The organism is Streptomyces sp. NBC_00224, assembly GCF_041435195.1.
Taxonomy (GTDB): domain Bacteria; phylum Actinomycetota; class Actinomycetes; order Streptomycetales; family Streptomycetaceae; genus Streptomyces.
This window is the reverse complement of sequence record NZ_CP108106.1, coordinates 7,090,441-7,113,505: the sequence shown is the minus strand read 5'-3', so window position 1 is coordinate 7,113,505 and position 23,065 is coordinate 7,090,441. Positions and strand designations below refer to the sequence as shown.

The following is a 23,065-nucleotide window of genomic DNA, read 5'->3' as shown; positions in this document are numbered from 1 at the left end:
TACGGAGAAGCATTGCTACGGAGGTTTTCCAGTTGAGCCGCATACGCCGCCACACCCCGCCCCGCCGCCGCCCCGTCCGTAACGCCGTGATCGCCGGCACCGCGGTCCTCGCCGCGGCTCTCACCGCCTGCTCCGGCGGCTCGGGCGGCTCCGGCGACGGCAAGGGGGGCGCCGCCGACCTGGCGGGCGCCAAGAAGGCCCAGATCTCGGTGAACCTGACGGGGCAGCAGGCGAAGGCGGGCGAGCCGGTCAAGGTCACGCTGGCCTCCGGGAAGCTCCAGCAGGTCACGGTCACCGACGCCAAGGGCGGGAAGCTGGCGGGGAAGATAGCCGCCGACGGCAGGACCTGGACCTCGGACCGGGTGGCCGCACCCGGCAGCACGTACGCGATCGAGGCCAAGGACGACAAGGGCTCCACCGCCAAGGCCGGCTTCGCGACCGTCGCCGCCGACAAGGTGAACAAGCTGTCGCTCGCGCCCGGCAAGGACACCACGGTCGGCGTCGCCCAGCCGCTGTCGATCGTCTTCGACCACCCGGTGAAGAACAAGGCGGCGGTGGAGAAGCAGCTCAAGGTGACCACCTCGGACAACACCGTGGGGTCCTGGGGCTGGATGGAGGACTACTCGGGCAAGTCCCGGGTCGACTGGCGGCCCAAGGACTACTGGAAGGCCGGGACGAAGGTCACCCTCGAAGCGGACCTCAACGGCGTCGACTCGGGCGGCGGCTGGTTCGTCAAGGACTACAAGACCGGCTTCACCGTCGGCAAGAACCAGGTCGTCAAGGTCGACCTCGACAACCACCGCCTCAAGCTGTACCGCGACGGGGCCGTGGTCAAGGAGATCCCGGTGTCGGGGGGCACGCCGGGCGGCGACAAGCGGTCCTGGCGCGGCAAGGCCGTCCTGATGTCGAAGGAGGGCACGATCAACATGAACTCCGAGACGGTCGGCCTCGGCGACGCCTACAACAAGATGGTCGACTACTCGATGCGCCTGACCTGGTCCGGGATGTACGCGCACGCCGCGCCCTGGAACGCCGCGTACTTCGGCAACACCAACCACAGCTCCGGCTGCATCGGCATGAGCGACGCCAACGCCAAGGAGCTGTACGGCACGGTGCAGGTCGGCGACCCGTTCGAGATCGTCGGCGACGACACCAAGGGCCCGCAGGCGGTCAACAACGGCTACGGCGAGTGGAACCTCAGCTGGGAGCAGTGGCAGAAGAAGAGCGCCCTGACCGGCGCTTCTACCGCGGGCACCGCAAGCACCGCTGGTGCCGCGAGCAGCTGACAACTCGTCCAACAATCGTTACCCACGCGTAACTTACCGACCAGTTACTTCCGGTAAGGCTCCCGGTTAGCGTCGGTTTACTTTGCAACGACGCAACGGGGAGCGACTCATGGGACATCCGCGCAAGGCCACCGCCGCAGCCGTCACGGCGGCGGCCCTCTTCGCCGGCGCCGCCTTCGGCCTCGCCCCATCGGCCCAGGCCGCGCCGGTGAAGGCGGCGCCGGTGGCGGCCGCCGGTGTCTCCTTCCACGACATTCCCGGGTCGGGCGGGATCACCCTCAAGGGCAACGTCTTCACGCCCGCCGGGGCCAGGGCCGGTGAGCGCTACCCGCTGATCGTCTTCCCGGCCAGCTGGGCCTCGCCGCAGATCGAATACATCGCCCAGGCCCAGAAGCTCGCCGACGCGGGCTACACCGTGGTCAGTTACACCTCCCGGGGCTTCTGGCTCTCCGGCGGCGAGATCGAGGTCGCGGGCCCGAAGGACAGCGCCGACGTCTCGGCCGTCATCGACTGGGCGCTGGCCCACACCCCCGCCGACCCGGACCGCGTCGGCCTGGGCGGCGTCTCCTACGGCGCGGGCATCAGCCTCCTCGCCGCCGCGCACGACAAGCGCATCAAGGCCGTCGTCGCGATGAGCGGCTGGGCCGACCTCATCCAGTCGATCTACAGCGGCCGCACCCAGCACCTCGAGGCCGCCGCGATGCTGGGCGTCAGCGGCGCCCTCACCGGCCGCCCCGGCGCCGAACTCCAGCAGACCCTCAAGGACTTCCTCGGCTCGAACCTGGCCAAGGAACAGGACATGATCGAGTGGGGCCGCAAGCGCTCGCCGATCACCTATCTGGACGACATCAACCGCAACGGCGCCGCCATCATGCTGGGCAACGCCTGGGGCGACACGCTCTTCCCGCCCAACCAGTACGCCGACTTCTACACGAAGCTGACCGGCCCCAAGCGGCTGGAGTTCCGCCCCGGCGACCACGCCACCGCCGAGGCCACGGGCCTGCTCGGCCTGCCCAACGACGTCTGGACGGACGCCCACCGCTGGTTCGACCACTACCTCAAGGGCGACGCCAACGGCATCGACAAGGAGCAGCCGGTCCAGCTCAAGTCCCGCACCGACGGGTCCTACGAGGGCTATCCGAGCTGGCAGGCGGTCGGGGCGGCCAAGGAGAAGCTGCCGCTGGGCGGCTCGAAGCGGATCTTCGCCAACGTCGACTCGGGCGCCGACGGCGGCATCCTGTTCCTGTCGAACATCCTGGACCAGTTCACCAAGCTCCCGCCGATGGCCTCGATCCCGCTGCTGCCGCGCGCGTTCGCGGCGGTCTGGCAGTCGGAGCGGTACGACACGCCCCGCCGCATCCGGGGCACGGCCGCGCTGCACACCACCGTCACTCCCACCAAGGAGAGCGGCACCCTCGTCGCGTACCTGTACGACGTGGGCCCGCTCGGCCTCGGCAAGCTGGTCAGCAACGCCCCCTACACCTTCCACGGCCGTACGCCCGGCCGCCCGTTCGCCGTCGACCTGGAGCTGTTCTCCACGTCGTACGACGTACCGGCCGGCCACCGTCTGGCACTGGTGGTGGACACCGTCGACCCGCTCTACATCGAGCACAACCCGACCGGCGCGCAGCTGACCTTCTCCTCACCCGCGTCAGACCCGTCGTATCTGACGGTCCCTCTCCGCGAGGAGTGATCACCGGCTGCTGCCGGGTGGGCCTTGCCCCCTTGCTACTGCGCACCTGGCAGCAGCGTCCCTGGTTCAGCCGGGGCGACTTCCACGGCCTCCGTCTTGGGATTGCGCTTCTGTCTCCTGGCCATCCAGGTGGCGAACCAGGAGAGCAGCATGCACATCCCGATGTAGATCGGCGAGATCACCATCACCACGGGGATGAACGGCAAATCGTAGTCGAGATTCGAAGCGATGAGCTTCCCCGCGTGCAGGAACTCCTCATAGGTGATCAGATAGCCGAGCGAGGTGTCCTTCAGCGCGACCACCAGCTGGCTGATGATGGTCGGCAGCATCGCCCGGATCCCCTGGGGGACCAGCACGTACGTCATGACCTGCGTCTTGCGCATCCCGAGCGAGAATGCCGCCTCCTTCTGTCCGCGTTCCACGGAGTTGACGCCGGAGCGGAACACCTCGGCGAGCACCGAGCCGTTGTAGAGCGTCAGTCCGGCCACCAGCGCCGGCAACGGCTGCACCTTCAGCGCCACGAAGATGAAGAAGATCATGACCAGGACGGGCATGGCGCGGAAGAACTCGACCAGCAGGGTGGCGAGCCAGCGGACCGCCCGGTGGTCGGAGAGCCGCCCGGTCGCCAGGATCGCGCCGAGCACCAGCGAGAACAGCGCCGCGAACCCGAACGCCTTGAGCGTGTTGCCGAGCCCGCGCAGCAGCAGCCGCTGGATCCCCTCGTACTCGAAGGGCGTCCACTTGGTGGAGGTGAACTGGTCGGTGTCGAACAGGAGATAGAGGATCCAGCCGACCAGGGCGAGGATCAGGGCCGTCGAGACGATCCCGTAGAGCAGGTGCCGCTGGCGGGTCCTGGGGCCGGGGATGTCGTAGAGGGCGGTGGCTTCTGGGGACAGCTGTGCGGTCATCGGGCGACTCCCCAGTACTTCTCCAGGAGGTTGAAGACGGCGCTGATGGTGAGCGTGATGATCAGATAGCCGACGGCGATCCAGATGAACGTCCAGATGATGTCGTAGCCGAGCTCGCTGAGCGTCTTGTACGTGCCGAGCAGCTCGGTGACGCTGAACGCGCCCGCGATGGCGGAGTTCTTGGCGAGCGCGATGAGCGTGGAGCCGACCGGCGGAATCACCGAGCGGAAGGCCTGCGGCAGGACCACGGCGGAGAGCGTCTGGCCGAAGGTCATCCCCAGGCTCCGGGCCGCCTCGCCCTGGCCGGTGGGCACGGTGTTGATGCCCGAGCGCAGCGCCTCGCAGATGAACGCCGAGGTGTAGCAGCCGAGCGCGATCACCGCGAACAGCTTGAAGGGAAGCACCAGGCCGAAGCGCGGCAGCCCGAGCAGCACCGCGAAGAAGAGCAGCGTGAGCGGAGTGTTGCGGAGCACGTTCACCCAGACGGTGCCGAGCGCCCGGAACGAGCCGACCGGCGAGACCCGGAAGGAGGCCATCAGGAAGCCGAGCACGAGGGCCACGGCCGAGGCGTAGACGGTGAGCTCGACGGTGCCGAGGAAGCCCTTGCCGTACAGCGAGAAGTTCTTGGTCATTACGTCCATGCGGGGCCTCAGCTCGCCGGGTAGCGGTCGATGGGCGGGGCGGGCGCGGCCTTGCGTCCCGACAGGCCGAGCGTCGCGTCGTACGCCTTCTGCCAGTCGCCGTTCTTCTCGTGGGTCTCGATGGCGTTGTCGAGGGCGAAGCGCAGGGCGTTGTCGCTGCGCGGCACACCGACGCCGTACGGCTCCTTCGAGAAGGGCTTGCCGACCACCTTCAGCTCGTCGGGCACCTTGGCCGCGTACCCGCTGAGGATGGTGTCGTCGGTGGTGACGGCGGCGACCTGGTAGGTGAGCAGGTTGTCCACACAGACGGAGTACGTGTCGTACGCGACGAGATCGGCCTTCGGGTAGTCCTTCTGGATGCGCTGGTACGGGGTGGAGCCCGCGGCCGAGCAGACGCGCTTGCCGCCCAGGTCCTGCGGCCCGTTGATGTCGTCCTCGTCGGTGCGCACGAGCAGGCCCTGGCCGGCCAGGTAGTACGGCCCGGCGAAGCCGACCAGCTTCTTGCGGTTGTCGTTGATGGTGTAGGTGCCGACGTAGTAGTCGACCTGGCCGTTCTGCAGGGCGGTCTCGCGGTTGGCGGAGGCGATGGTCTTGAAGGCGATCGTCTTGGGGTCGAAGCCGAGCGAGGCGGACATCATCTTGGCGATCTCGATGTCGAAGCCCGAGTAGACGCCGGTGGCCGGGTCCTTCTCGCCCATGTACGGCTGGTCCTCCTTGGCACCGACCACCAGGTGACCGCGGTTCTTCGCCCGCCGCCACACCGGGGAGTCGGGCAGCGAGAAGCCCGTCATGACCTGGTAGTGGGGCAGTTGGTCGGACTGGGGCCCCTTGACCGGCGGGCTGCCCGACTTGCCGCACCCGGCGGCGGCCAGGACCAGTGCAAGGGCGGCCAGCGCGCGTCGCGTACGCGTCATGGTTGCGTCCACTCCCCGTTCAGTGCTTGAGGATCTTGGAGAGGAAGTCCTTGGCCCGGTCGCTGTGCGGGTTGGTGAAGAACTCGTCGGGGGTACGGTCCTCGACGATCTTTCCGTCGGCCATGAAGACGACGCGGTTGGCGGCGGAGCGGGCGAAGCCCATCTCGTGCGTGACGACGACCATCGTCATGCCGTCGCGCGCCAGCTGCTGCATGACTTCGAGGACCTCGTTGATCATCTCCGGGTCGAGCGCGGAGGTGGGCTCGTCGAAGAGCATGACCTTGGGGCTCATGGCGAGCGCGCGGGCGATGGCTACGCGCTGCTGCTGGCCGCCGGAGAGCTGCGCGGGCAGCTTGTCCGCCTGGGAGGCGAGGCCGACCCGGTCGAGGAGTTCGTGCGAGCGCCGGTCGGCCTCCTCCTTCTTGCGGCCCCGGACCTTGATCTGGGCGAGCGAGACGTTGGCGAGGACGGTCCGGTGGGCGAAGAGGTTGAAGGACTGGAAGACCATGCCGACTTCGGCACGCAGTGCCGCCAGCCCCTTGCCCTCCTCGGGCAGCGGTCTGCCGTCGATGGAGATCGACCCCGACTCGATCGTCTCCAGGCGGTTCATCGTCCGGCAGAGCGTCGACTTGCCCGAGCCGGACGGGCCGATGACGACCACGACCTCCCCGCGTCCGACGGTGAGGTTGATGTCCTGGAGGACGTGCAACTTCCCGTAGTGCTTGTTGACGTCACGCAGCTCGATCAACGGATCGACGGCCATACGCTGTCCTGCCCACTCATCGCTGTGTCGAGGTCAGCGCAAACTATCCAGCCCGGAAAGGGACTTCACCTCGACACGCACGAACAGGACATAAACCGTATTTTGGGTTACCGGTGGGTCGGGTCACCGACGCGTGGGCCGCCGCGTGCGCAACGGTCAGACCTCGGAGGCCTCCGCGTACACCTGCGAGAGCTCGGGCGTACCGCTCGCCGCCCACTCGACCCCGGCGCCCACCACGTCGATCTCGCGCCCCGAGGCGAGCCGCACCACCGGCTCCCCGCCCGGCCACACCTGCCAGGACGCGCCCTCGACCGTCCGGACGAGCACGGTCCCCAGATACAGCCCCGCGTCGTTGCCCAGCCAGGGCAGCTCCTCCGGGTCGTCCCGCCAGTGCGGCGGCAGCTGGTCGAGCGCCGCCAACGACGCTGGGCTGTCGTCGAGTTCGAGCCCGGCCTGCTGGGCCCTGACCCGGAGCAGCTCGCACTCCGCGAGGAGCTCGCCCACGCCCGCCGGATCGGTCTCCACCGCGTCGGCGAGCGCCGGCGTCCGCTGCGAGCCGTGCCGCTTGCGCCAGTTGTCCAGGATGTTCATGGCGTCAAGCGTCCCATTCGCACAGACCTGCGCACCACAGGGCACGCGGAGTGCGATTCTCAGATCTCCAGGTCGACGACGACCGGGGCGTGGTCGGAGGCGCCCTTGCCCTTGCGCTCCTCGCGGTCCACGTAACTGTCCTTGACGGCCTCGGCGAACGGCCCGTTGCCGTACACCAGGTCGATGCGCATGCCCCGGTTCTTGGGGAAGGACAGCTGGCGGTAGTCCCAGTACGTGTACGGCCGGTCGTACTTCAGGGGGCGGGGCACCACGTCCGACAGGCCCGCCTCGCGCAGCGCGGCGAGCGCGGCCCGCTCGGGCGCGGTGACATGGGTCTGGCCCTCGAAGAACGCCACGTCGAAGACGTCCTCGTCGGTCGGGGCGACGTTGAAGTCACCGAGCACCGCGAACGGCCGCTCCCCCGCCGCGTCCTGGGCGACGGCCGCCTTCAGCGCCTCGAACCAGGCCAGCTTGTACGCGTAGTGGCCGTGGCCGACCTCCCGGCCGTTCGGCACGTACACCGACCACAGGCGGACTCCGCCGCAGGTCGCCGAGACGGCGCGGGGCTCCAGGGTGTCCTCGAAGCCGGGGTCGCCGGGCAGGCCGAGCACCACGTCGTCCAGGCCGACCCGGGAGACCAGCGCCACTCCGTTCCACCTCCCCGTCGCGTGGACCGCCGACTCGTAGCCCAGTTCGCGGAGCTCGGCGGCGGGGAAGCCCTCCAGGGTGGTCTTGGTCTCCTGGATGCACAGCACATCCGTGCCGGTGCTCTCCAGCCAGGCCAGGAGACGGGGCAGCCGGGCGGTGATCGAGTTGACGTTCCAGGTCGCGATGCGCATGTCCGACAGCCTAACGGCGGGGTCTGACACTCACCGGCGTCACAGGTCCGTCGAGTCCCCGGGGCTCAGCCGGGCGTGGTCGGCCCCGCCCAGATTGCCGAGGTGGGTGTCGTAGATCGGCCGGGCGAGGTCGGTCAGGAGCGCGTCGTGGATGTCGATGGCGCGGCGCGGCCCGACCTCCCGTACGTACTCGATCACCTCGGAGATCTTGCTCCACGGCGCCTGCACCGGCAGCATCAGCGTGTCCACCGGGTGGTCCGGGACGGTGAGCGCGTCGCCGGGGTGGAAGAGCGAACCGTCCACCAGAAAGCCGACGTTGGTGATCCTCGGCAGGTCCGGGTGGATCACCGCGTGCAGCTCGCCGTGGACCTGGACGTCGAACCCGGCCGCGCTGAAGGCGTCGCCGTGCCCGACGGTGTGGACGCGGCCGGGGAAGGCCGCCGAGATCTTCTCCGCAACACTGCGCAGGGTCCAGATCTCGGCCGCCGGGTTGGCCTCCAGAGCGGTCCGCAGCCGGTCCTCGGCGAAGTGGTCCGGGTGCTCGTGGGTGATGAGGACGGCGTCCGCGCCGAGCGCGGCGTCCGCCTCGCTGAAGGCGCCGGGGTCGATGACCAGCGTCCGGCCGTCCTTCTCCAGCCGGACGCACGCGTGGGTCTTCTTGGTCAGCTTCAGGCTCATGGCCCCATCCTGCTACGGCGGACGCCGTACCGCCCGGACGGCTCAGGGCTGCGGGGTGGTCTCCTCGCGGATGACCACGGCGGCCGCCCGGAAGGCCGCGTTCGCCGCCGGGAGGCCGCAGTACACGGACGTCTGGAGCAGCACTTCCCCGATCTCGTCGGGGGTGAGCCCGGCCCGCAGCGCGGCGCGGGTGTGGGCCGCGACCTCGTCGAGGTGGCCGCCCGCCACCAGCGCGGCGAGCGCGACGACGGCCCGGGTGCGCCGGTCGAGCCCGTCGCGGGCCCACACCTCGCCCCAGGCATAGCGGGTGGCGAGCTCCTGGAAGTCGCCGGTGAAGCCGTCGGCGTCGGCCATCTCGGCGTCCACGCGCGCGTCCCCGAGGACCTCGCGCCGCAGCTTCATGCCCCGCTCGTACGGGTCGGGCCGCCCGGCGTCCACGGGCGCCGGGGACGGTGCAGGCTCGGCGGCCATGGGGACGGGGACGTGCAGGGTCTGCGGCGACTGCGGCAGGGCGGCGACCGGCGGCGCGGCCGGTACCGGGATCGCCGGGAGCGTCTCGTGCCAGGCCGTCGAGAAGTGGTGGACGAGCAGATCGGTGACCGCGGCGGGCTGCTCCACCGGCGCCAGGTGCGCGGCCCCGGGCACCACCGCGAGCCGGGCGTCGGGCACCCCGGCGACCAGGGTGCGCGCGTCGCCGGGCCCGGTCACCCGGTCCTCGGCGCCGGCCAGCACCAGCGTGGGGACGCCGATACGGGCCAGGTCGGCGCGGATGTCGAAGGCGGCCAGCGCCTCGCAGGCGGCGATGTAGCAGCCGGGGTCGGTGGTGCGGACCATCTGGACGGCCCACTCCACGATGGCGGGCTGGGCCGCGGCGTACGCGGGCGTGAACCAACGCTCGGGCACGCCGCGGGCGATCGGGTCCATGCCGTTGCTGCGCACCACCACGCCCCGCTGGCGGAACTCGTCGGCGGTGCCGAACCGGGCCGAGGCGGCGATCAGCGCCAGCGAGGCGAGCCGCTGCGGATGGCGCAGGGCCAGGTCCGCGCCGACGGCCGCGCCGATCGCGCTGCCCGCGTAGCCGAAGCGCTGTACGCCCAGCTCGTCGAGGGTGGCGACCAGCCGGTCGGCGAGCTCGGCGACCGAGACCGCCGGGTGGGCCGGGGCGCCGCCGTGGCCGGGCAGGTCGAACCGGACGATCCGCCAGCTCCCGGCGAGTTCGGGTATCTGGCGGTCCCACATGTGCCAGGTGGTGCCGAGCGAGGGGCCGAGCACCAGTACCGGCGCGTCGTCGGGGCCGTCGATCCGGTACTGCAGGGTCGGGGCCTTCGCCGGCTCGGGCTGCTGGGTCACAGGCGTCTCAGTCACGTCGCTCACTCGCTCCAGACTAGTGAGCGGACCGGCGCACTCCGGTCAGGGGGTCGCGATAGGCCCCCTTCCGGTCGCGCCGCCGCCCTACGGCGTCGCCGTGGAGACCACGAAGACGGCCGGGTTGTCCGGGTCGCTCTCGTCCACCGTGATGTCCTGCGTGGGCAGCGGGTCCTTCTGGGCGTGCCGGGTGCCCGCCCAGTCGTGGCCCGACGGGAACGACCAGCCGACCTTCTTCGCGTCGGACGCGCCGATCGCCACCGAACCGGGCCGCAGCGCCGCCGTACCGGTGCCGGAGTCCTTCAGGAACTCGGCGAGACCGGCCGCGGTGGTTCGGAACTGCACGTACAGCTTGCTGACCGCCCAGGTGTTGGTCTCGTAGTACTTGACGTCCGTGGCGGAGGAGGGGACCGGCACGTCGTAGATGCGGCGCTGGGTCTTGGACGGCCAGTCATTCTGCAAGCCGGTCGCGGAGGCCTCGCTCTCCTTGTCGCGGCCGCTGTCACGGCTCTGCCCGGCGGAGATGGCCAGATACCCGGCCGGGACCCCGATGAGCAGCACGATGATGACCGCGGTGAGCCAGCGGCGGCGGATCATGTGGCGGTGGTCCTCCGGGGCCTGGGGCTGGTCCGGGGACGGGGACTGGCGCGGCACGGCGGGCCGGTCTGCGGGGGTCATCACGGCGATCCCTGAGTGGTGCGGGCGGAGCTCGACTTGCGTACGGCCTCGGCGACCTGGGCGTACCGCTCGTAGCGCTCGACGCGGCGGCGGTTGGCGCGGCGGAAGCGGCGGGCGACGAGGCGGGCCAGATCGGCGGCGCCGACCATACCGGCCTCGGGTCCCAGCTGCGCCTTGGCGATACGGGCCTCGGGCCGGTAGCCGCGGCCGGTCAGATGGCGCCGGAACGCGTCCCTGGCCGGGCCGATCAGCAGGTCGTCGGCCGCGCTCACGCCGCCGCCGACGACGAAGCAGGACGGGTCGAGGGCGGCCGCCAGGTTGGCGATGCCGACGCCGAGCCACTGGCCGATGTCCTGGAGGAGCTCGACGCACATGGCGTCGCCCTCGCGGGCGAGCTCGGTGATCAGCGGCCCGGTGATGTCCGGGATGTTGCCCTTGACCCGCTCCAGGATGTTGTACGCGACCGGGGAGTCGGCGAGCGCCAGCTCGCGGGCCTCGCGGACCAGGGCGTTGCCCGAGCTGTACTGCTCCCAGCAGCCGCGGTTGCCGCACGGGCAGCGGTGGCCGCCGGGCACGACCTGCATATGGCCGAACTCGCCGGCCACACCGAACTTGCCGCGCTTGACCCGGCCGTCCTCCAGGATCGCGCCGCCGATGCCGGTGCCGAGCGTGATCATGACGAGGTGGTCCTCGCCGCGGCCCGCGCCGAACCGCCATTCGGCCCAGGCGGCCGTGTTGGCGTCGTTGTCGACCATGACCGGGACGGCGAGCCGGGACTGCAGGGCGTCCCGCAGCGGCTCGTTGCGCCAGGCGAGGTGCGGGGCGAAGAGGATGGTGCTGCGGTCGGCGTCGACCCAGCCGGCCGCGCCGATGCCGACGGCGTGCACGTCGTGGCGGTCCGAGAGGTCCAGGACCAGCTCGGTGATGGTGTCCTCGACGACCTTGGGGCTCTTGGACTTGTCCGGCGTCTCGGCGCGGATCTTCTCCAGGATGTTGCCGTCGGCGTCGACGACGCCCGCCATCACCTTGGTGCCGCCGATGTCGATGCCGACGGTGGGGACACGGGGTGCGGTCAGGTGCGAGCGGCGCTCGCGGGTGCCGACGGTGCGCAGGACGGTGGCCCGGGCGGAGCCTCGGTAGGTGTTCATCGGGCCGCACCCCTTCGCGGAGGGAGAGGGGTGTCCTGGAGTGCTCGCACGACTGGTGTCGTCCCTGGGGGTCTCGGGGGCCGGGGTGACCGGCGGCGGACGGCGCCCGCCGTGCCCGATTCTGCCACCCCGGCCGGGACCCGACCTCGTGTGCCCTTGCCGCCCCCGTGGCCCCGGCCGTTACCCGGCGGTGTCGGCGGGCCGGCCGCCGAGGTGCGGCTCGGGGGCCCGCTGGAGCTCGTGGCTGAGCTCCTCCAGCTCGCTGCCGCCCGCCATCTGGCGGGTGAGCTCGTCCAGGGTGATCTGGGTGCGCAGATGGCTGCCGGTCATCGTGCCGCGCTTGAGCAGGACGAAGCGGTCGCCGACCAGGTAGGCGTGGTGCGGGTTGTGCGTGATCAGGACCACGCCGAGGCCCGCGTCCCGGGCGGCCGCCACGTACTTGAGCACGACGCCGGACTGCTTGACGCCGAGCGCCGCCGTGGGCTCGTCCAGGACCAGGACCTTGGCGCCGAAGTAGACGGCGCGGGCGATCGCCACGCACTGGCGCTCGCCGCCGGAGAGGGTGCCGATGGGCTGGTCCACGTCGCGCAGGTCGATGCCCATGCGCAGCAGCTCCGCGCGGGTGGTGCGGCGCATCAGGTCGACGTCGAGGCGCTTGAAGGGGCCCGCGCCCTTGGTCGGCTCGGAGCCGAGGAAGAAGTTGCGCCACACCGGCATCAGCGGGACGACCGCGAGGTCCTGGTAGACGGTGGCGATGCCCCGGTCGAGCGCCTCGCGGGGGTTGCTGAGCGAGACGTCCTCGCCCTCGATGCGGAAGGCGCCGGAGTCGTGCCGGTGCAGCCCCGCGATGATCTTGATGAGGGTGGACTTGCCGGCGCCGTTGTCACCGAGCACACAGGTGATCTCGCCGCCGTGGACCTCAAGGGAGACGCCTTCGAGGGCGCGGATGTTGCCGTAGTACTTACTGACGTCGTCGAGCTCCACGAGGGCGCTCTCGGTGCTCTTGGCCAGGGTCGCGTCCGTCATGCCGTCGCCTCCGCCCGCTTGCGTACCCATGCGTTGAGCAGGGTGGCCAGAAGGAGCATCGCTCCCAGGAAGAACTTGAACCAGTCCGGGTTCCACTCGGCGTAGACGATGCCCTTGCTGGTCATGCCGAAGATGAACGCGCCGACCGCGGAGCCGATCGCGGAGCCGTAGCCGCCGGTGATCAGGCAGCCGCCGATGACGGCCGCGATGATGTAGATCAGCTCGTTGCCGACGCCCTCGCCGGACTGGACCACGTCGAACGAGAAGAGCAGGTGCTGGCCGGAGATCCAGGCGGCGAAGCCCACGCCCATGTACAGGCCGATCTTGGTCTTGTAGACCGGCACACCGACCGCGCGGGCCGCGTCGGCCTCGCCGCCGACCGCGAAGATCCAGTTGCCGAAGCGGGTGCGCAGCAGGATCCAGGTGGCGAGCGCGACCAGGCCGAACCACCACAGGATGGTGACCTTGAGGTCGACCGGGCCGACGGTCAGCTGAGAGGCGAACACCTTCTTCGCGGAGACGAAGCCCTCCATGTCGGCGATGGACTTCGTGGAGACCGTGCCGCTGATCAGCTTGGTGAAGCCGAGGTTGAGCCCGGTCAGCATGAGGAAGGTGCCGAGCGTGATGATGAAGCTGGGCAGTTTGGTACGGGTCAGCATGAAGCCGTTGAAGGCGCCGAGGGCGAGCGTGGTCAGCAGCGAGACGCCGACGCCCACCCAGACGTTCGCCGTCATCTGGTAGCTGAACATCGACGAGACGAGCGCCGACGTCGTCACCAGCACACCGGCCGACAGGTCGAACTCGCCGCCGATCATCAGCAGCGCCACCGGCACCGCCATGATGCCGATGGTCGACGCCGCGTACAGGACCGTCGAGAGGCTGGAGGCGCGGAGGAAGCTGTCCGCGACGATCGAGAAGAAGATGAAGACGGCGATGGCGCCGACGACCGAGCCGAGCTCCGGGCGGCCGAGCAGCTTGCGCAGCACGGACCGGTGGATCAGCCGCTCGTCCTTCGTGGACGCCGGCGCTGGTGCGGTGGCGGTCATCGGGTCCCCCGCTTCGTGTATTCCTCCAGCTCGGCGGCCGCGTCCTTGGTGATGATCTGGGGTCCGGTCAGCACCGGCAGCCCGCCGCCGAGCACATCGCCGTTGTACTTGTAGAGCCAGAGCAGGTCCACGGCCTCGTACCCCTGGAGGTAGGGCTGCTGGTCGACGGCGAAGCCGAGGGTGCCGTCCTTGAGTTCGGCGGCGACCTTGGCGTTCAGGTCGAAGGTGTCGACCTCGGCGGAGCTGCCCGCGGAGTCCTTGGCCTTGACGGCGGTGTCCGCGAACGGCGCGCCGAGGGTGACCACGGAGTCGATGGACTTGTCCGCCTGGAGCTTGGCCTCGATGGAGGACTGGACGTCGGGCATGTTGGTGCCCGTGACGTAGAGGTTCTGCAGGTCGCCCTTGAAGGCCTTCTTGGTGCCGGCGCAGCGCTGCTCGTGGCCGACGTTGCCCTGCTCGTGCAGGACGCAGAGCGCCTTCTTCCTGCCGCGCTTGTTGAGCTCCTCGCCGACGGCCTCGCCCGCGATGGTCTCGTCCTGCCCGATGTGGGTGAGCGCGCCGAAGTCCTTGGACTTCTCGGAGCCCGAGTTCACCGTGATCACCGGGATGCCGGCCTTGGCGGCCTTGGCGACGACGTCCTTCATCGCGTCCGGCTTCGCGAGGGTGACGACGATGCCGTCGACCTTCTGGTCGATGGCCGCCTGCACGAACTGCGCCTGCTGCTGGCCCTGGTCGCTGTGCGAGTACAGGAAGTCGATGTTGTCCTTGACGGCGGCCTGCTTGGCGCCGCTCTGGACGATGTCCCAGAAGGTGTCGCCGTCGCCCGAGTGGGTGATCATGGCGATCTTCCAGCGGGGGGTGTTCACCGCCGCCTTGCCCTGCGCCGAGGCGGCCTTGCGCGCATCCTCGGCGCGCTTGCCCCCGGTGCTGCTGCATCCCACCAGGGAAGCTCCGAGCACCGCCGCCAGCACCGCGCCGATCGCGCGTACCCCTGTCCGAACCCTTGCCACGACGCCGTGCTCCTCTTGCTGTACTCCCAGGTGCGTCCGGGACTGGTGCGGACCTGCCCCGGCCGCCCAAGTATGGGTCACGTGAGGTCGGCGGCGGATCATCGGGTACCGCGAGCGGTGTACTTCTCCAGCGCCGGCACGTCCTTCTCGGTGACGATCGCGGGGCCGGTGAGGACCGGCCTGCCGCCGCCGACGACATTGCCGTTGGTCTTCTGGAGCCACAGCTCGTCGACCGCCAGATACCCCTGGAGATAGGGCTGCTGGTCGACCGCGAAGCCGATCTCCTTGGCCTTGAACTGCTTGATCACGGCCGCGTTGAGATCGAAGGTGTCGACCTCGGCGGAGCTCTTCGCGCCGGCCTTGGCCTTGACCGCCGCGGCCGCCATCGGCGCGCCGAGCGTGACCACCGCGTCGATGGCCGTTCCCGAGGAGCCGGTCTGGAGTTTCGCCTCGATGGAGGACGTGGCGGCGGGCGTGTTGGTCCCGTCGACGTTCAGGTTCTCGACCGAGCCCTTGAAGGTCTTCTTCACCCCGGCGCACCGCTCCTCCAGCGATACGTTGCCCTGCTCGTGGATCACACAGACGGCCTTCTTCTTGCCGCCCGCGTTCAGCTGCTCGCCGACGGCCTCGCCGGCGACGCCCTCGTCCTGCCCGATGTGGCCGATCGCGCCGAGCTGTTTGGAGTACTGGGCACCGGAGTTGATGGTGACGACCGGAATGCCCGCCGCGACCGCCTTCTTGACGACGTCCTGGACCGCCTCCGGCTTGGCCAGCGTGACCACGATCCCGTCGACCTTCTGGTCGATGGCCGCCTGGACCAGCTGCGACTGCTGCTGGCCCTCCTTGTTGGCCGAATAGAGGAAGTTGACGTTGTCCTTGGCGGCGGCCTGTTTCGCGCCGCTCTGGACGATGTCCCAGAAGGTGTCGCCCTCGCCCGAATGGGTGATCATCGCGATCTTCATCCGGGGCGTGGAGACGCCCTTGCCTCCCGAGGCGCCGTCCTCGGCCTTGTCCTGCGAGCTCTTGCCGCCCGAGCTGCTGCATCCGGCGACCGCGAGTGCGAGCGCGGCGACGACCGCTGTCGCCGTGGCTGCCGTGCGGGGTATGCGCATGGGGTCCGCCTTCCGTCCCGGCCGCCCGGTTGCGGCACGTGAGTTCTAGCGGCGGGCGCGCGCACCCGTCAATACTTTGTCCGAACATTCTTACGTGATGTACGAATGCGGTGTACGAGCACGGGGTACGAGCCGCACGCTCACGGCCGTACGAGCAGCTGGAACTCGAAGGCGTACCGCGACGCCCGGTAGACGTGCGTGCCGAACTCCACGGCCCGCCCGGTGTCGTCGAACGTGGTGCGCTGCATGGTCAGCAGCGGCGCGCCCTCGGCCTCGGCGAGGAGCTCCGCCTCGGCGGCGGTGGCGGCCCGCGCCCCCACCGACTGCCGGGCGCTGTGCAGCGTGATCCCCGCGCCGCGCATCAGCCGGTACAGGCCGGTGGCCTCCAGATGTGCGGTGTCGAGCGCGAGCAGCCCGGGCGGCAGGTAGTTGCGCAGCTCGGCCATCGGCTCGCCGTGGGCGTACCGCAGCCGCTCCACCAGATGGACGTCGCTGCCCTCGGGCACGCCGAGCGCCGCCGCCACCTCCGCGGTGGCCGGTTCCACGGTGTTGCGCAGCACCTTGGTGGCGGGTTTCTGCCCGGCCGCCTCCAGGTCGTCGTAGAGGCTGCTCAGCTCCAGCGGGCGCTTGACCTGGCTGTGCACCACCTGGGTGCCGACGCCCCTGCGGCGCACCAGGAGGCCCTTGTCGACCAGGGCCTGGATGGCCTGGCGGACGGTGGGGCGGGACAGGCCGAGGCGGCCCGCGAGGTCGATCTCGTTGCCGAGGAGGCTGCCGGGCGTGAGGGTGCCCCGCTCGATGGCCGCCTCCAGCTGCTGGGACAGCTGGAAGTAGAGCGGGACCGGGCTGGTGCGGTCCACGCTGAGCTGGAGCGGCACGGCGGGATCCGGCGCGGTTCTGGGCTGCTTGGACACGGGGTGAGCGTAGTGCTCAGGCCATGTTGACGGGAAGTCGTGAAGTCTGATTGTCAGGACAAACTCTTGACAGGACGTCCGGGCACCGTCACCTTTTGGCCATGCGTATCGGACTCATCGGAACGGGACGTATCGGCTCCTTCCATGCGGAAGTGCTGGCCCGCCATCCCTCGGTCACCGAGCTCGTCGTCGCCGACGCCGACCCCGCGCGGGCCGCCCACGCCGCCGCGCGGACCGGCGCCACGGCCGCCACGGTCGACGAGCTTTTCGCGGCCGGCCCGGACGCGGTGGTGATCGCCTCGGCGACCGCCGCGCACGCCGGCCTGATCGCCCGCGCGGCCCGCGCCGGTCTCCCCGTCTTCTGCGAGAAGCCGATCGCCCTCGACCTGGCCGGGACGCTGGCGGCCCTCGACGAGGTGGAGAGCGCGGGGACGGTCCTGCAGATCGGGTTCATGCGGCGCTTCGACACCGGGTACGCGGCGGCCCGCGAGCGCGTACGGGCCGGCGGGCTCGGGCGGCTGCACACCGTACGGGCGATCACCTCGGACCCGGCGCCGCCGCCCGCCGCGTATCTGCCGCTCTCCGGCGGCCTCTACCGGGACTGTCTGGTCCATGACTTCGACAGTCTGCGGTGGGTGACCGGCCGTGAGGTCATCGAGGTGTACGCGACCGGCTCGGACGCCGGGCCCGCGATGTTCCGCGAGGCCGGTGACGTCGCCACGGCCGCGGCCCTCCTCACCCTCGACGACGGCACCCTCGCCACGGCGACGGCGACCCGGTGCAACGGGGCCGGGTACGACGTACGGATGGAAGTGGCCGGGGACCTCGACCAGCTGGCCGTGGGGCTCGGCGAGCGCACACCGCTCACCTCGGCCGAGCCGGGGGCGCCGGCACCCGCCGCGAAGCCCTGGCCCGGCTTCCTTGAGCGGTTCGCCCCCGCCTACCGGGCCGAGCTCGACGCCTTTGTACGGGTCGTACGGGGCGAGCTGGCGAACCCCTGCGACGGCCGGGAGGCGCTGCACGCGCTGCGCGTCGCGGAGGCGTGCGAGCGCTCGCGGCACGAGCGCCGGCCGGTCGCCGTCGCGGAGTTCACCGGCTGACGCTCACGAGGTGGCGTTCACCAGCTGACCGGCAGGCTCTCCGGGCCGCGCACCAGCATCCCCGAACGCCAGGTCAGCGCCGCCGGATGGATGTCGAGCGCCAGGTCCGGGCAGCGCTCCAGGAGCGAGCGGATGGCGATCCGCGCCTCCAGGCGGGCCAGCGGCGCGCCCAGGCAGTAGTGGATGCCGTGGCCGAAGGCCACATGGCCGCGGGCGTCGCGCCGGATGTCGAAGCGGGACGGCTCGGCGTACTTGGCCGGGTCGCGGTTGGCGTCGGCCATGGCGACCAGGACGAGCCGGCCGCCGCCGGGGACCACCGTCCCGGCGATGTCGACCGGCTCGGTGGTGAAGCGGTACGTCGGGGTCTCCACCGGGCCGTCGTACCGCAGCATCTCCTCCACCGCGTTGTCGATCAGCCCGTCGAAGTCGGCGCGCAGATCGGCCAGTTGCTCCGGGTGGCCGAGCAGTGCGAGAACGCCGTTGGAGATCAGGTTGACGGTCGTCTCGTGGCCCGCGACCAGAAGCAGCCAGGCCATGCCGAGCAGTTCGGGGCCCGAGAGCCGGTCGCCGTCCTCGTCGGCCGTGCTGATCAGCGCGCTCATCAGGTCGTCGCCGGGCTGCTCGCGCTTGCTCTCCAGGAGCGCGGTCAGATACTCCGACATGGCCTTGGCCGCCGCCATCCGGTCCGCGAGGGCGGGCGCGGAGACCGAGGTGTTGGACCACTCGCGGAAGCTGTCCTGGTCGAGGGCGGGCACCCCGAGGAGCTCGCCGATGACGGTGATCGGCAGCGGGAAGGAGAGCGCCTCGACGAGGTCCGCCCTGCGATCCGGCCGCTCCAGCATGGCGTCGAGCAGCGCGTCGGTCATCTCCTGGACGCGCGGGGCGAGCAGCTCGACCCGGCGCGGGGTGAACTCCCGGGTCACCAGCTTGCGCAGCCGGGTGTGGGAGGGGGCGTCGGAGCTGAGCATGGTGGTGCCGGAGGCGACCGCCTTCACCCCGAGGTCGGGGGCGGCGTTGCGCCACTCCTTGGACAGGCGCGGGTCGGCGAGCGCGGCGCGGCCCGCCTCGTAGCCGACGACGAGCCAGGCGTCGGCGCCCTCGGGCATCCGGACGCGGTGCACGGGGCCGCGCTCGCGCAGGTCGGCGTAGACGGGGTAGGGGTCGCGGGTGAAGCCGTCACCGAGAGCGGCGAGATCGACGACGGCGTCCTCTATGGCATCGCTGGTCAACGCGGTTCCTTTCACGGCGTCGTGACGGAGCTGCTCACCCTAACTCTCCAGTAGCTTCGGGGGCTTCTACCCTGGGCGCAGCGAGGGGAGGCTCGGTGCTGAGGCGTTGGTGGTTCATGGGGGTGCTCCGTCCGGCCATGCCCGCACAGCGGACGTGGGAACCGTCGAAGGAGGAGCAGCAGCGGGTCCTCGACGAGTGGGAGACGGCCCGCGAGCGCCTGGAGCGGCTGGTGTCGGCCCGGGTCACGGCCGTCGGTGACGTGCTGCGCGCGGCCGAACTCCCGGTCGGGCGGGGCGATGCGGACGCGCCGCGGCCCGGCGGGGACGCCCAGGACGAGCGCGACTACTCGTGGGTGCTCGACGCGTTCCAGGCCGCGGGCAAGCTCCTGGACGAGGCGGCCGACCTGCCGGACCTGGCCGCCGCCGCGGTCCTGGCCGAGCGCGCCCTGGTCCGGTTCGCCGCACTGCACGCCCGCCGCGCGGGGCAGTCGGCGCCGAGACCGCCCGAGCGCTGCTACTACAACCCGCTGCACACGGCGGCCGGGAGCGGCGGGCCGCCCGCGCGCAAACAGCACCGGCAGCGGGCCCGCCGCCGGACCGGCCCGCGCGAGGCGGCGGCCGACCGCCGTCCCGCCTGCCCGTCCTGCCGCAAGGCGATCCTGGCGGGCCAGCAGCCGGACGTGCTGCCCGCGCTCGTCCCGGTGAAGGTGTCGCGGCTGCGCACCGCGCGGATGCTGGTGCCGTACTACTCGGTGCCGCAGCAGTGGTCGCTGTGGTCGGTCTCCGCCTGCGGCGCGTACGGGGACGAGTGGCCGGGCCTGGTGCTGCGCGGCGAGCACCGCCGCAGGGCGGCGGCCGCCCGCAAGGCGTGAGCGCCGCTCACCAGCGCACCGGCAGATGACGCACTCCGCGGATGAGCATCCCCGGCAGCCACTCCAACGGGCCCTGGTCCGGGGCGAGTTCGAGGCCGGGGGCGCGCTCCAGGAGCGTACGGACCGCGATGCGGCCCTCCATCCGGGCGAGCGGGGCGCCCAGGCAGTAGTGGATGCCGTGCCCGAAGCCGAGGTGGCTCTGCGGGGCGCGGCGGATGTCGAAGCGGTCCGGGTCGGGGTGGCGGGCGGGGTCGCGTCCGGCGGAGGCGAGGGCGACGAGGACGGGCGCCCCGGCCGGGATGACCGTGCCGCCGCACTCGACGCTCTCGCGCGTGAACCGGTACGTGGCCGTCTCCACCGGGCCGTCGTAGCGCAGCATCTCCTCGATCGCCCCGTCGATCAGCCCGTCGAAGTCGGCGCGCAGCGCGGCCAGTTGCTCGGGGTGCGCGAGCAGCGCCCGTACCCCGTTGGAGACGAGGTTGACGGTGGTCTCGTGGCCCGCGACGAGCAGCAGGAAGGCCATGCCGATGAGCTCGTCCGGGGACAGTTTGTCGCCGTCCTCGTGCCGGGTGCGGATGAGGGCGCTCATCAGGTCGTCGGCGGGGGCGGTGGCGCGCTTGTCCTCGATGAGCTCCACCAGATAGGCGCTCATCTCCAGCGCGGAGGTGTTCGTTCCGTCGTTCTGGGTGGGGGCGACGGCCTCGTTGGAGAGTCTGCGGAAGGTCTCCCGGTCCAGGTCCGGCACACCGAGGAGTTCGCAGATGACCGTGATCGGCAGCGGGAAGGCGAACGAGTCGACCAGGTCGGCCGTGCGGCCGGGGGCGGCCAGCATGGTGTCGAGCAGCCCGTCGGTGATCTCCTGCACGCGCGGGCGCAGCGCCTCGATCCGGCGCGGCGTGAACTCGCGCGCCACCAGCTTGCGCAGCCGGGTGTGCTGCGGCGCGTCCGAGTCCAGCATGTTGGCGCTGACCGCGGTGAACTCGTAGTCCCCCGCGGCGATCGCCCGCCAGTCCTTGGAGAAACGGGGGTCGGCGAGCGCGGCCCGCGCCTCGTCGTGCCCGACGATCAGCCAGACCTCGTCCGACTCATGGGTGCGGACGCGGTGCACCGGCCCCTCCGCGCGCAGCTTCGCGTAGTACGGATACGGGTTGGCGGTGAAGTCCTCGTGTTCGCGCAGATCGACGAGCGGCATGGCGCTGTTCCCCCTCCAGTTGTTCGATTCAGCGTACGTCGCCGTCCTCGTCGAGAAGTCCGGCGTCGTGGACCAGCAGCGCGATCTGGACACGGTTGTTGAGGCCCAGCTTGGCCAGCACGCGCGAGACATGGGTCTTCACGGTGGGCACGCTGAGGAAGAGCGCGGCGGAGATCTCCGCGTTCGACTGGCCTCGGCCGACGGCGACCGCCACCTCCCGCTCCCGCTCGGCGAGTTGGCCGATCTTCGCCCGGGCCCGGGCCGCCCGGTCGCCGGATCCCTCCGGTACGCCCGCGACCTGGTGCATCAGCTGGCGGGTGACGGCCGGGGAGAGCACCGGCTCGCCCGCCGCCACCCGGCGTACGGCGGCGACGATCTCGGCGGGCGCCGTGTCCTTCAGAACGAATCCGGCGGCCCCCGCACGCAGCGCCCGTACCACCTGCTCGTCGGCGTGGAACGTCGTCAGGACCAGGACCTCGGGGGCGTCGGGGCGGGCGCGCAGGGACTCGGTGGCGGTGAGCCCGTCGACGTTCGGCATCCGGATGTCCATCAGGACCACGTCCGGGCGCAGCCGGTCGGTGAGCTCCTCGACCTGGGAGCCGTCGGAGCCTCCCCCACGATCTCCAGGTCGTCGGAGCCGCCGAACATGAAGGTGAGTCCCGCGCGGACGAGGGGGTCGTCGTCGACGACGAGCAGCCGGATGGTCATGAGGGCCACGGTAGCCAGGCGCGGACCTCGAACCCGCCACCGGGCGTGCACCCGTGCTCCAGGCGGCCGCCCGCGAGCGTGGCGCGCTCGGTCAGCCCGATCAGCCCCTGCCCCGACCCGGGCACCTCCGGTACGTCGCCGACAGGCGCCGGGTTGCGCACCTCGACGGTGAGCCCGTCGCCCGGGCGGCCGTTGACGGTCACCGTGACCTCGGCGCCGGGGGCGTGCTTGCGGGCGTTGGTGAGGGCCTCCTGGGCGATGCGGTAGGCGTTGCGCCCGGTGGCCGCGGGGACGGTGGCGGGATCCCCGATCCGGCTGTCCAGGGTGACCTTCATCCCGGCCTCGCGGGACTCGGCCACCAGCGCCTCCAGGGTGGCGAGCGTCGGCTGGGGGCGGTCCTCGGCGCCCTCGTCGGGGCTGCGCAGTACGCCGATGATCTGGCGCAGGTCCTGGAGGGCCTCGTGGGCGCTGTCGCGGATGACCCCGGCGGCGCGGGCGACCTCGGCCGGGGGCGCGTCCGGGCGGAACTCCAGGGCGCCCGCGTGCACGCTGAGCAGGGTGAGCCGGTGGGCCAGCACGTCGTGCATCTCGCGGGCGATGGCCTCGCGGGCCAGCCGCTGGGCGTTCTCGGCCCGCAGCGCCGCCTCCGCCTCGGCGCGCACGGCCCGCTCGCGCAACGCCGCGACGAGCTGGCGCCGGGCGCGTACGAGCATGCCCCAGCCCATGACGAGGAGAACCATCACCGTGCCGGTGACGACATTGGCCACCAGGCCCATGCTCGGGTCGGGGCGGATCACCGGCTGCACCACCGAGCCGGCCACGGCGGCGGCGCCGACGATCGCGACGGCGGGCTTGAGCGGCCGGTGCACGGCCAGGCTGAAGAGGGCGACGAGCAGCGCCCCGACGGCGACCGGCGCCACGGTGGTCACGACGACCAGCGCCGCGGCGAGCCCCACCGGCCGGCTCCGGCGCAGCCAGACGGCGCAGCACGCGAGGGCCCCCACCAGCTGGTCGGCGGCCTGGAGGGGCCCGGAGTAGTCGGACGCCTGGCTCATGGCGTCGGCGGCGAGCATGCCGATGACCACGGCGCCGACGAAGGCGCAGGTGTCGACGATCCAGTCCCGTACGGTACGGCGCGGCCGGCTCCCCTCGGACCGGTCGCCCGGCAGTTCGGGGGCGACGACGGCGGACGGCAGCAGCCAGCGGTATTCGGGACCAGCACGTGTCATGCCACCCAAGCTACGCAGGTCAGGGGTGGCGTGGCGGGTTCCGCCCGGGGCGCGCTACCAAAGTCGTACGGGTCGAGACTTTCGCCGCGCCGGACGAGCCGGAAGGCCGACGGCGCTCCGCTG

At 71.3% G+C, this 23,065-nt stretch carries 22 protein-coding genes and 1 pseudogene; 4 read left to right on the top strand and 19 right to left on the bottom strand.

The genetic code is table 11. The features are described 5' to 3' along the window. Positions 1-32: 32 nt before the first annotated feature. Together OG965_RS31725 and OG965_RS31720 are read left to right on the top strand one after the other, a co-directional pair. On the top strand, positions 33-1,286 hold the full coding sequence (locus OG965_RS31725; RefSeq protein ID WP_371655475.1) for an Ig-like domain-containing protein: 1,254 nt from the start codon (positions 33-35) through the stop codon (positions 1,284-1,286). Between the two features lie 109 nt (positions 1,287-1,395). After that, positions 1,396-2,979: a CocE/NonD family hydrolase gene (locus OG965_RS31720; protein WP_371655474.1), complete on the top strand. Its 1,584-nt coding sequence runs from the start codon at positions 1,396-1,398 to the stop codon at positions 2,977-2,979. 35 nt (positions 2,980-3,014) lie between these two features. Here the strand turns inward: OG965_RS31720 and OG965_RS31715 are convergent, their stop codons facing one another. From OG965_RS31715 to OG965_RS31645, 15 genes are all read right to left on the bottom strand, one after another. Further along, positions 3,015-3,887, bottom strand: a complete 873-nt coding sequence (locus OG965_RS31715) for an amino acid ABC transporter permease (protein ID WP_371655473.1) — start codon at positions 3,885-3,887, stop codon at positions 3,015-3,017. Continuing rightward, the gene (locus tag OG965_RS31710; protein WP_371655472.1) at positions 3,884-4,528 is read right to left on the bottom strand and encodes an amino acid ABC transporter permease; all 645 of its coding nucleotides are present in this window, start codon (positions 4,526-4,528) and stop codon (positions 3,884-3,886) included. The genes OG965_RS31715 and OG965_RS31710 overlap by 4 nt, the downstream gene beginning before the upstream one ends. Positions 4,529-4,536: 8 nt before the next feature. Beyond that, complete coding sequence (locus OG965_RS31705) at positions 4,537-5,442, bottom strand: glutamate ABC transporter substrate-binding protein (protein ID WP_371655471.1); 906 nt, start codon at positions 5,440-5,442, stop codon at positions 4,537-4,539. Between the two features lie 19 nt (positions 5,443-5,461). Next, positions 5,462-6,205 (bottom strand): amino acid ABC transporter ATP-binding protein, encoded by a 744-nt coding sequence (locus OG965_RS31700; protein WP_371655470.1) that lies wholly within the window; start codon positions 6,203-6,205, stop codon positions 5,462-5,464. A gap of 156 nt (positions 6,206-6,361) precedes the next feature. Next, positions 6,362-6,796 (bottom strand): DUF6278 family protein, encoded by a 435-nt coding sequence (locus OG965_RS31695; RefSeq protein ID WP_371655469.1) that lies wholly within the window; start codon positions 6,794-6,796, stop codon positions 6,362-6,364. Between the two features lie 59 nt (positions 6,797-6,855). Then, a complete protein-coding gene (locus OG965_RS31690; protein ID WP_371655468.1) occupies positions 6,856-7,635 on the bottom strand; it encodes an exodeoxyribonuclease III in 780 nt (259 codons plus the stop codon). Positions 7,636-7,674: 39 nt separating this feature from the next. Next, positions 7,675-8,313, bottom strand: coding sequence for an MBL fold metallo-hydrolase (locus tag OG965_RS31685; protein ID WP_371655467.1), 639 nt, complete (start codon positions 8,311-8,313; stop codon positions 7,675-7,677). Positions 8,314-8,355: 42 nt separating this feature from the next. Continuing rightward, positions 8,356-9,687, bottom strand: coding sequence for an alpha/beta fold hydrolase (locus OG965_RS31680; protein WP_371655466.1), 1,332 nt, complete (start codon positions 9,685-9,687; stop codon positions 8,356-8,358). Between the two features lie 78 nt (positions 9,688-9,765). Next, complete coding sequence (locus OG965_RS31675) at positions 9,766-10,356, bottom strand: hypothetical protein (RefSeq protein ID WP_371655465.1); 591 nt, start codon at positions 10,354-10,356, stop codon at positions 9,766-9,768. Further along, positions 10,356-11,504, bottom strand: coding sequence for an ROK family glucokinase (locus OG965_RS31670; RefSeq protein ID WP_371655464.1), 1,149 nt, complete (start codon positions 11,502-11,504; stop codon positions 10,356-10,358). The genes OG965_RS31675 and OG965_RS31670 overlap by 1 nt, the downstream gene beginning before the upstream one ends. 180 nt (positions 11,505-11,684) lie before the next feature. Continuing rightward, a complete protein-coding gene (locus OG965_RS31665) occupies positions 11,685-12,530 on the bottom strand; it encodes an ATP-binding cassette domain-containing protein (RefSeq protein WP_371655463.1) in 846 nt (281 codons plus the stop codon). Beyond that, positions 12,527-13,576, bottom strand: a complete 1,050-nt coding sequence (locus OG965_RS31660) for an ABC transporter permease (protein WP_371655462.1) — start codon at positions 13,574-13,576, stop codon at positions 12,527-12,529. Before OG965_RS31660 ends, OG965_RS31665 begins: the two co-directional genes overlap by 4 nt. Continuing rightward, positions 13,573-14,586: a sugar ABC transporter substrate-binding protein gene (locus OG965_RS31655; protein ID WP_371655461.1), complete on the bottom strand. Its 1,014-nt coding sequence runs from the start codon at positions 14,584-14,586 to the stop codon at positions 13,573-13,575. Before OG965_RS31655 ends, OG965_RS31660 begins: the two co-directional genes overlap by 4 nt. Positions 14,587-14,684: 98 nt before the next feature. Next, entirely contained in the window at positions 14,685-15,698 is a 1,014-nt protein-coding gene (locus tag OG965_RS31650) for a substrate-binding domain-containing protein (protein ID WP_371655460.1), read from the bottom strand. Positions 15,699-15,838: 140 nt separating this feature from the next. Beyond that, positions 15,839-16,558, bottom strand: a complete 720-nt coding sequence (locus OG965_RS31645) for a GntR family transcriptional regulator (RefSeq protein WP_371657113.1) — start codon at positions 16,556-16,558, stop codon at positions 15,839-15,841. Positions 16,559-16,713: 155 nt separating this feature from the next. On the opposite strand from OG965_RS31645, the gene OG965_RS31640 reads away from it, so the two are divergent. Next, on the top strand, positions 16,714-17,712 hold the full coding sequence (locus OG965_RS31640) for a Gfo/Idh/MocA family oxidoreductase (RefSeq protein WP_371655459.1): 999 nt from the start codon (positions 16,714-16,716) through the stop codon (positions 17,710-17,712). A 17-nt stretch (positions 17,713-17,729) separates the two neighbouring features. Here OG965_RS31640 and OG965_RS31635 read toward each other — a convergent pair whose 3' ends face one another. Continuing rightward, complete coding sequence (locus OG965_RS31635) at positions 17,730-18,941, bottom strand: cytochrome P450 (RefSeq protein ID WP_371655458.1); 1,212 nt, start codon at positions 18,939-18,941, stop codon at positions 17,730-17,732. A 137-nt stretch (positions 18,942-19,078) separates the two neighbouring features. On the opposite strand from OG965_RS31635, the gene OG965_RS31630 reads away from it, so the two are divergent. Then, the gene (locus OG965_RS31630) at positions 19,079-19,813 is read left to right on the top strand and encodes a hypothetical protein (RefSeq protein WP_371655457.1); all 735 of its coding nucleotides are present in this window, start codon (positions 19,079-19,081) and stop codon (positions 19,811-19,813) included. Positions 19,814-19,820: 7 nt separating this feature from the next. Here OG965_RS31630 and OG965_RS31625 read toward each other — a convergent pair whose 3' ends face one another. The 3 genes and pseudogenes from OG965_RS31625 to OG965_RS31615 all read right to left on the bottom strand — a co-directional run bounded on the left by OG965_RS31625 (position 19,821) and on the right by OG965_RS31615 (position 22,942). Continuing rightward, positions 19,821-21,005, bottom strand: a complete 1,185-nt coding sequence (locus OG965_RS31625) for a cytochrome P450 (RefSeq protein WP_371655456.1) — start codon at positions 21,003-21,005, stop codon at positions 19,821-19,823. 28 nt (positions 21,006-21,033) lie between these two features. After that, positions 21,034-21,713, bottom strand: a pseudogene (locus OG965_RS31620) (response regulator). Further along, positions 21,710-22,942: a sensor histidine kinase gene (locus tag OG965_RS31615; RefSeq protein WP_371655455.1), complete on the bottom strand. Its 1,233-nt coding sequence runs from the start codon at positions 22,940-22,942 to the stop codon at positions 21,710-21,712. Before OG965_RS31615 ends, OG965_RS31620 begins: the two are co-directional and overlap by 4 nt. Between the last annotated feature and the right edge of the window lie 123 nt (positions 22,943-23,065).

Coding starts and splice junctions, on each gene's coding strand:
- OG965_RS31720 (WP_371655474.1), top strand. CDS start 1,396: ATGGGACATCCGCGCAAGGCCACCGCCGCAGCCGTCACGGCGGCGGCC.
- OG965_RS31715 (WP_371655473.1), bottom strand. CDS start 3,887: ATGACCGCACAGCTGTCCCCAGAAGCCACCGCCCTCTACGACATCCCC.
- OG965_RS31710 (WP_371655472.1), bottom strand. CDS start 4,528: ATGGACGTAATGACCAAGAACTTCTCGCTGTACGGCAAGGGCTTCCTC.
- OG965_RS31705 (WP_371655471.1), bottom strand. CDS start 5,442: ATGACGCGTACGCGACGCGCGCTGGCCGCCCTTGCACTGGTCCTGGCC.
- OG965_RS31700 (WP_371655470.1), bottom strand. CDS start 6,205: ATGGCCGTCGATCCGTTGATCGAGCTGCGTGACGTCAACAAGCACTAC.
- OG965_RS31695 (WP_371655469.1), bottom strand. CDS start 6,796: ATGAACATCCTGGACAACTGGCGCAAGCGGCACGGCTCGCAGCGGACG.
- OG965_RS31690 (WP_371655468.1), bottom strand. CDS start 7,635: ATGCGCATCGCGACCTGGAACGTCAACTCGATCACCGCCCGGCTGCCC.
- OG965_RS31685 (WP_371655467.1), bottom strand. CDS start 8,313: ATGAGCCTGAAGCTGACCAAGAAGACCCACGCGTGCGTCCGGCTGGAG.
- OG965_RS31675 (WP_371655465.1), bottom strand. CDS start 10,356: ATGACCCCCGCAGACCGGCCCGCCGTGCCGCGCCAGTCCCCGTCCCCG.
- OG965_RS31670 (WP_371655464.1), bottom strand. CDS start 11,504: ATGAACACCTACCGAGGCTCCGCCCGGGCCACCGTCCTGCGCACCGTC.
- OG965_RS31665 (WP_371655463.1), bottom strand. CDS start 12,530: ATGACGGACGCGACCCTGGCCAAGAGCACCGAGAGCGCCCTCGTGGAG.
- OG965_RS31660 (WP_371655462.1), bottom strand. CDS start 13,576: ATGACCGCCACCGCACCAGCGCCGGCGTCCACGAAGGACGAGCGGCTG.
- OG965_RS31650 (WP_371655460.1), bottom strand. CDS start 15,698: ATGCGCATACCCCGCACGGCAGCCACGGCGACAGCGGTCGTCGCCGCG.
- OG965_RS31640 (WP_371655459.1), top strand. CDS start 16,714: ATGCGTATCGGACTCATCGGAACGGGACGTATCGGCTCCTTCCATGCG.
- OG965_RS31630 (WP_371655457.1), top strand. CDS start 19,079: ATGCCCGCACAGCGGACGTGGGAACCGTCGAAGGAGGAGCAGCAGCGG.
- OG965_RS31625 (WP_371655456.1), bottom strand. CDS start 21,005: ATGCCGCTCGTCGATCTGCGCGAACACGAGGACTTCACCGCCAACCCG.
- OG965_RS31615 (WP_371655455.1), bottom strand. CDS start 22,942: ATGACACGTGCTGGTCCCGAATACCGCTGGCTGCTGCCGTCCGCCGTC.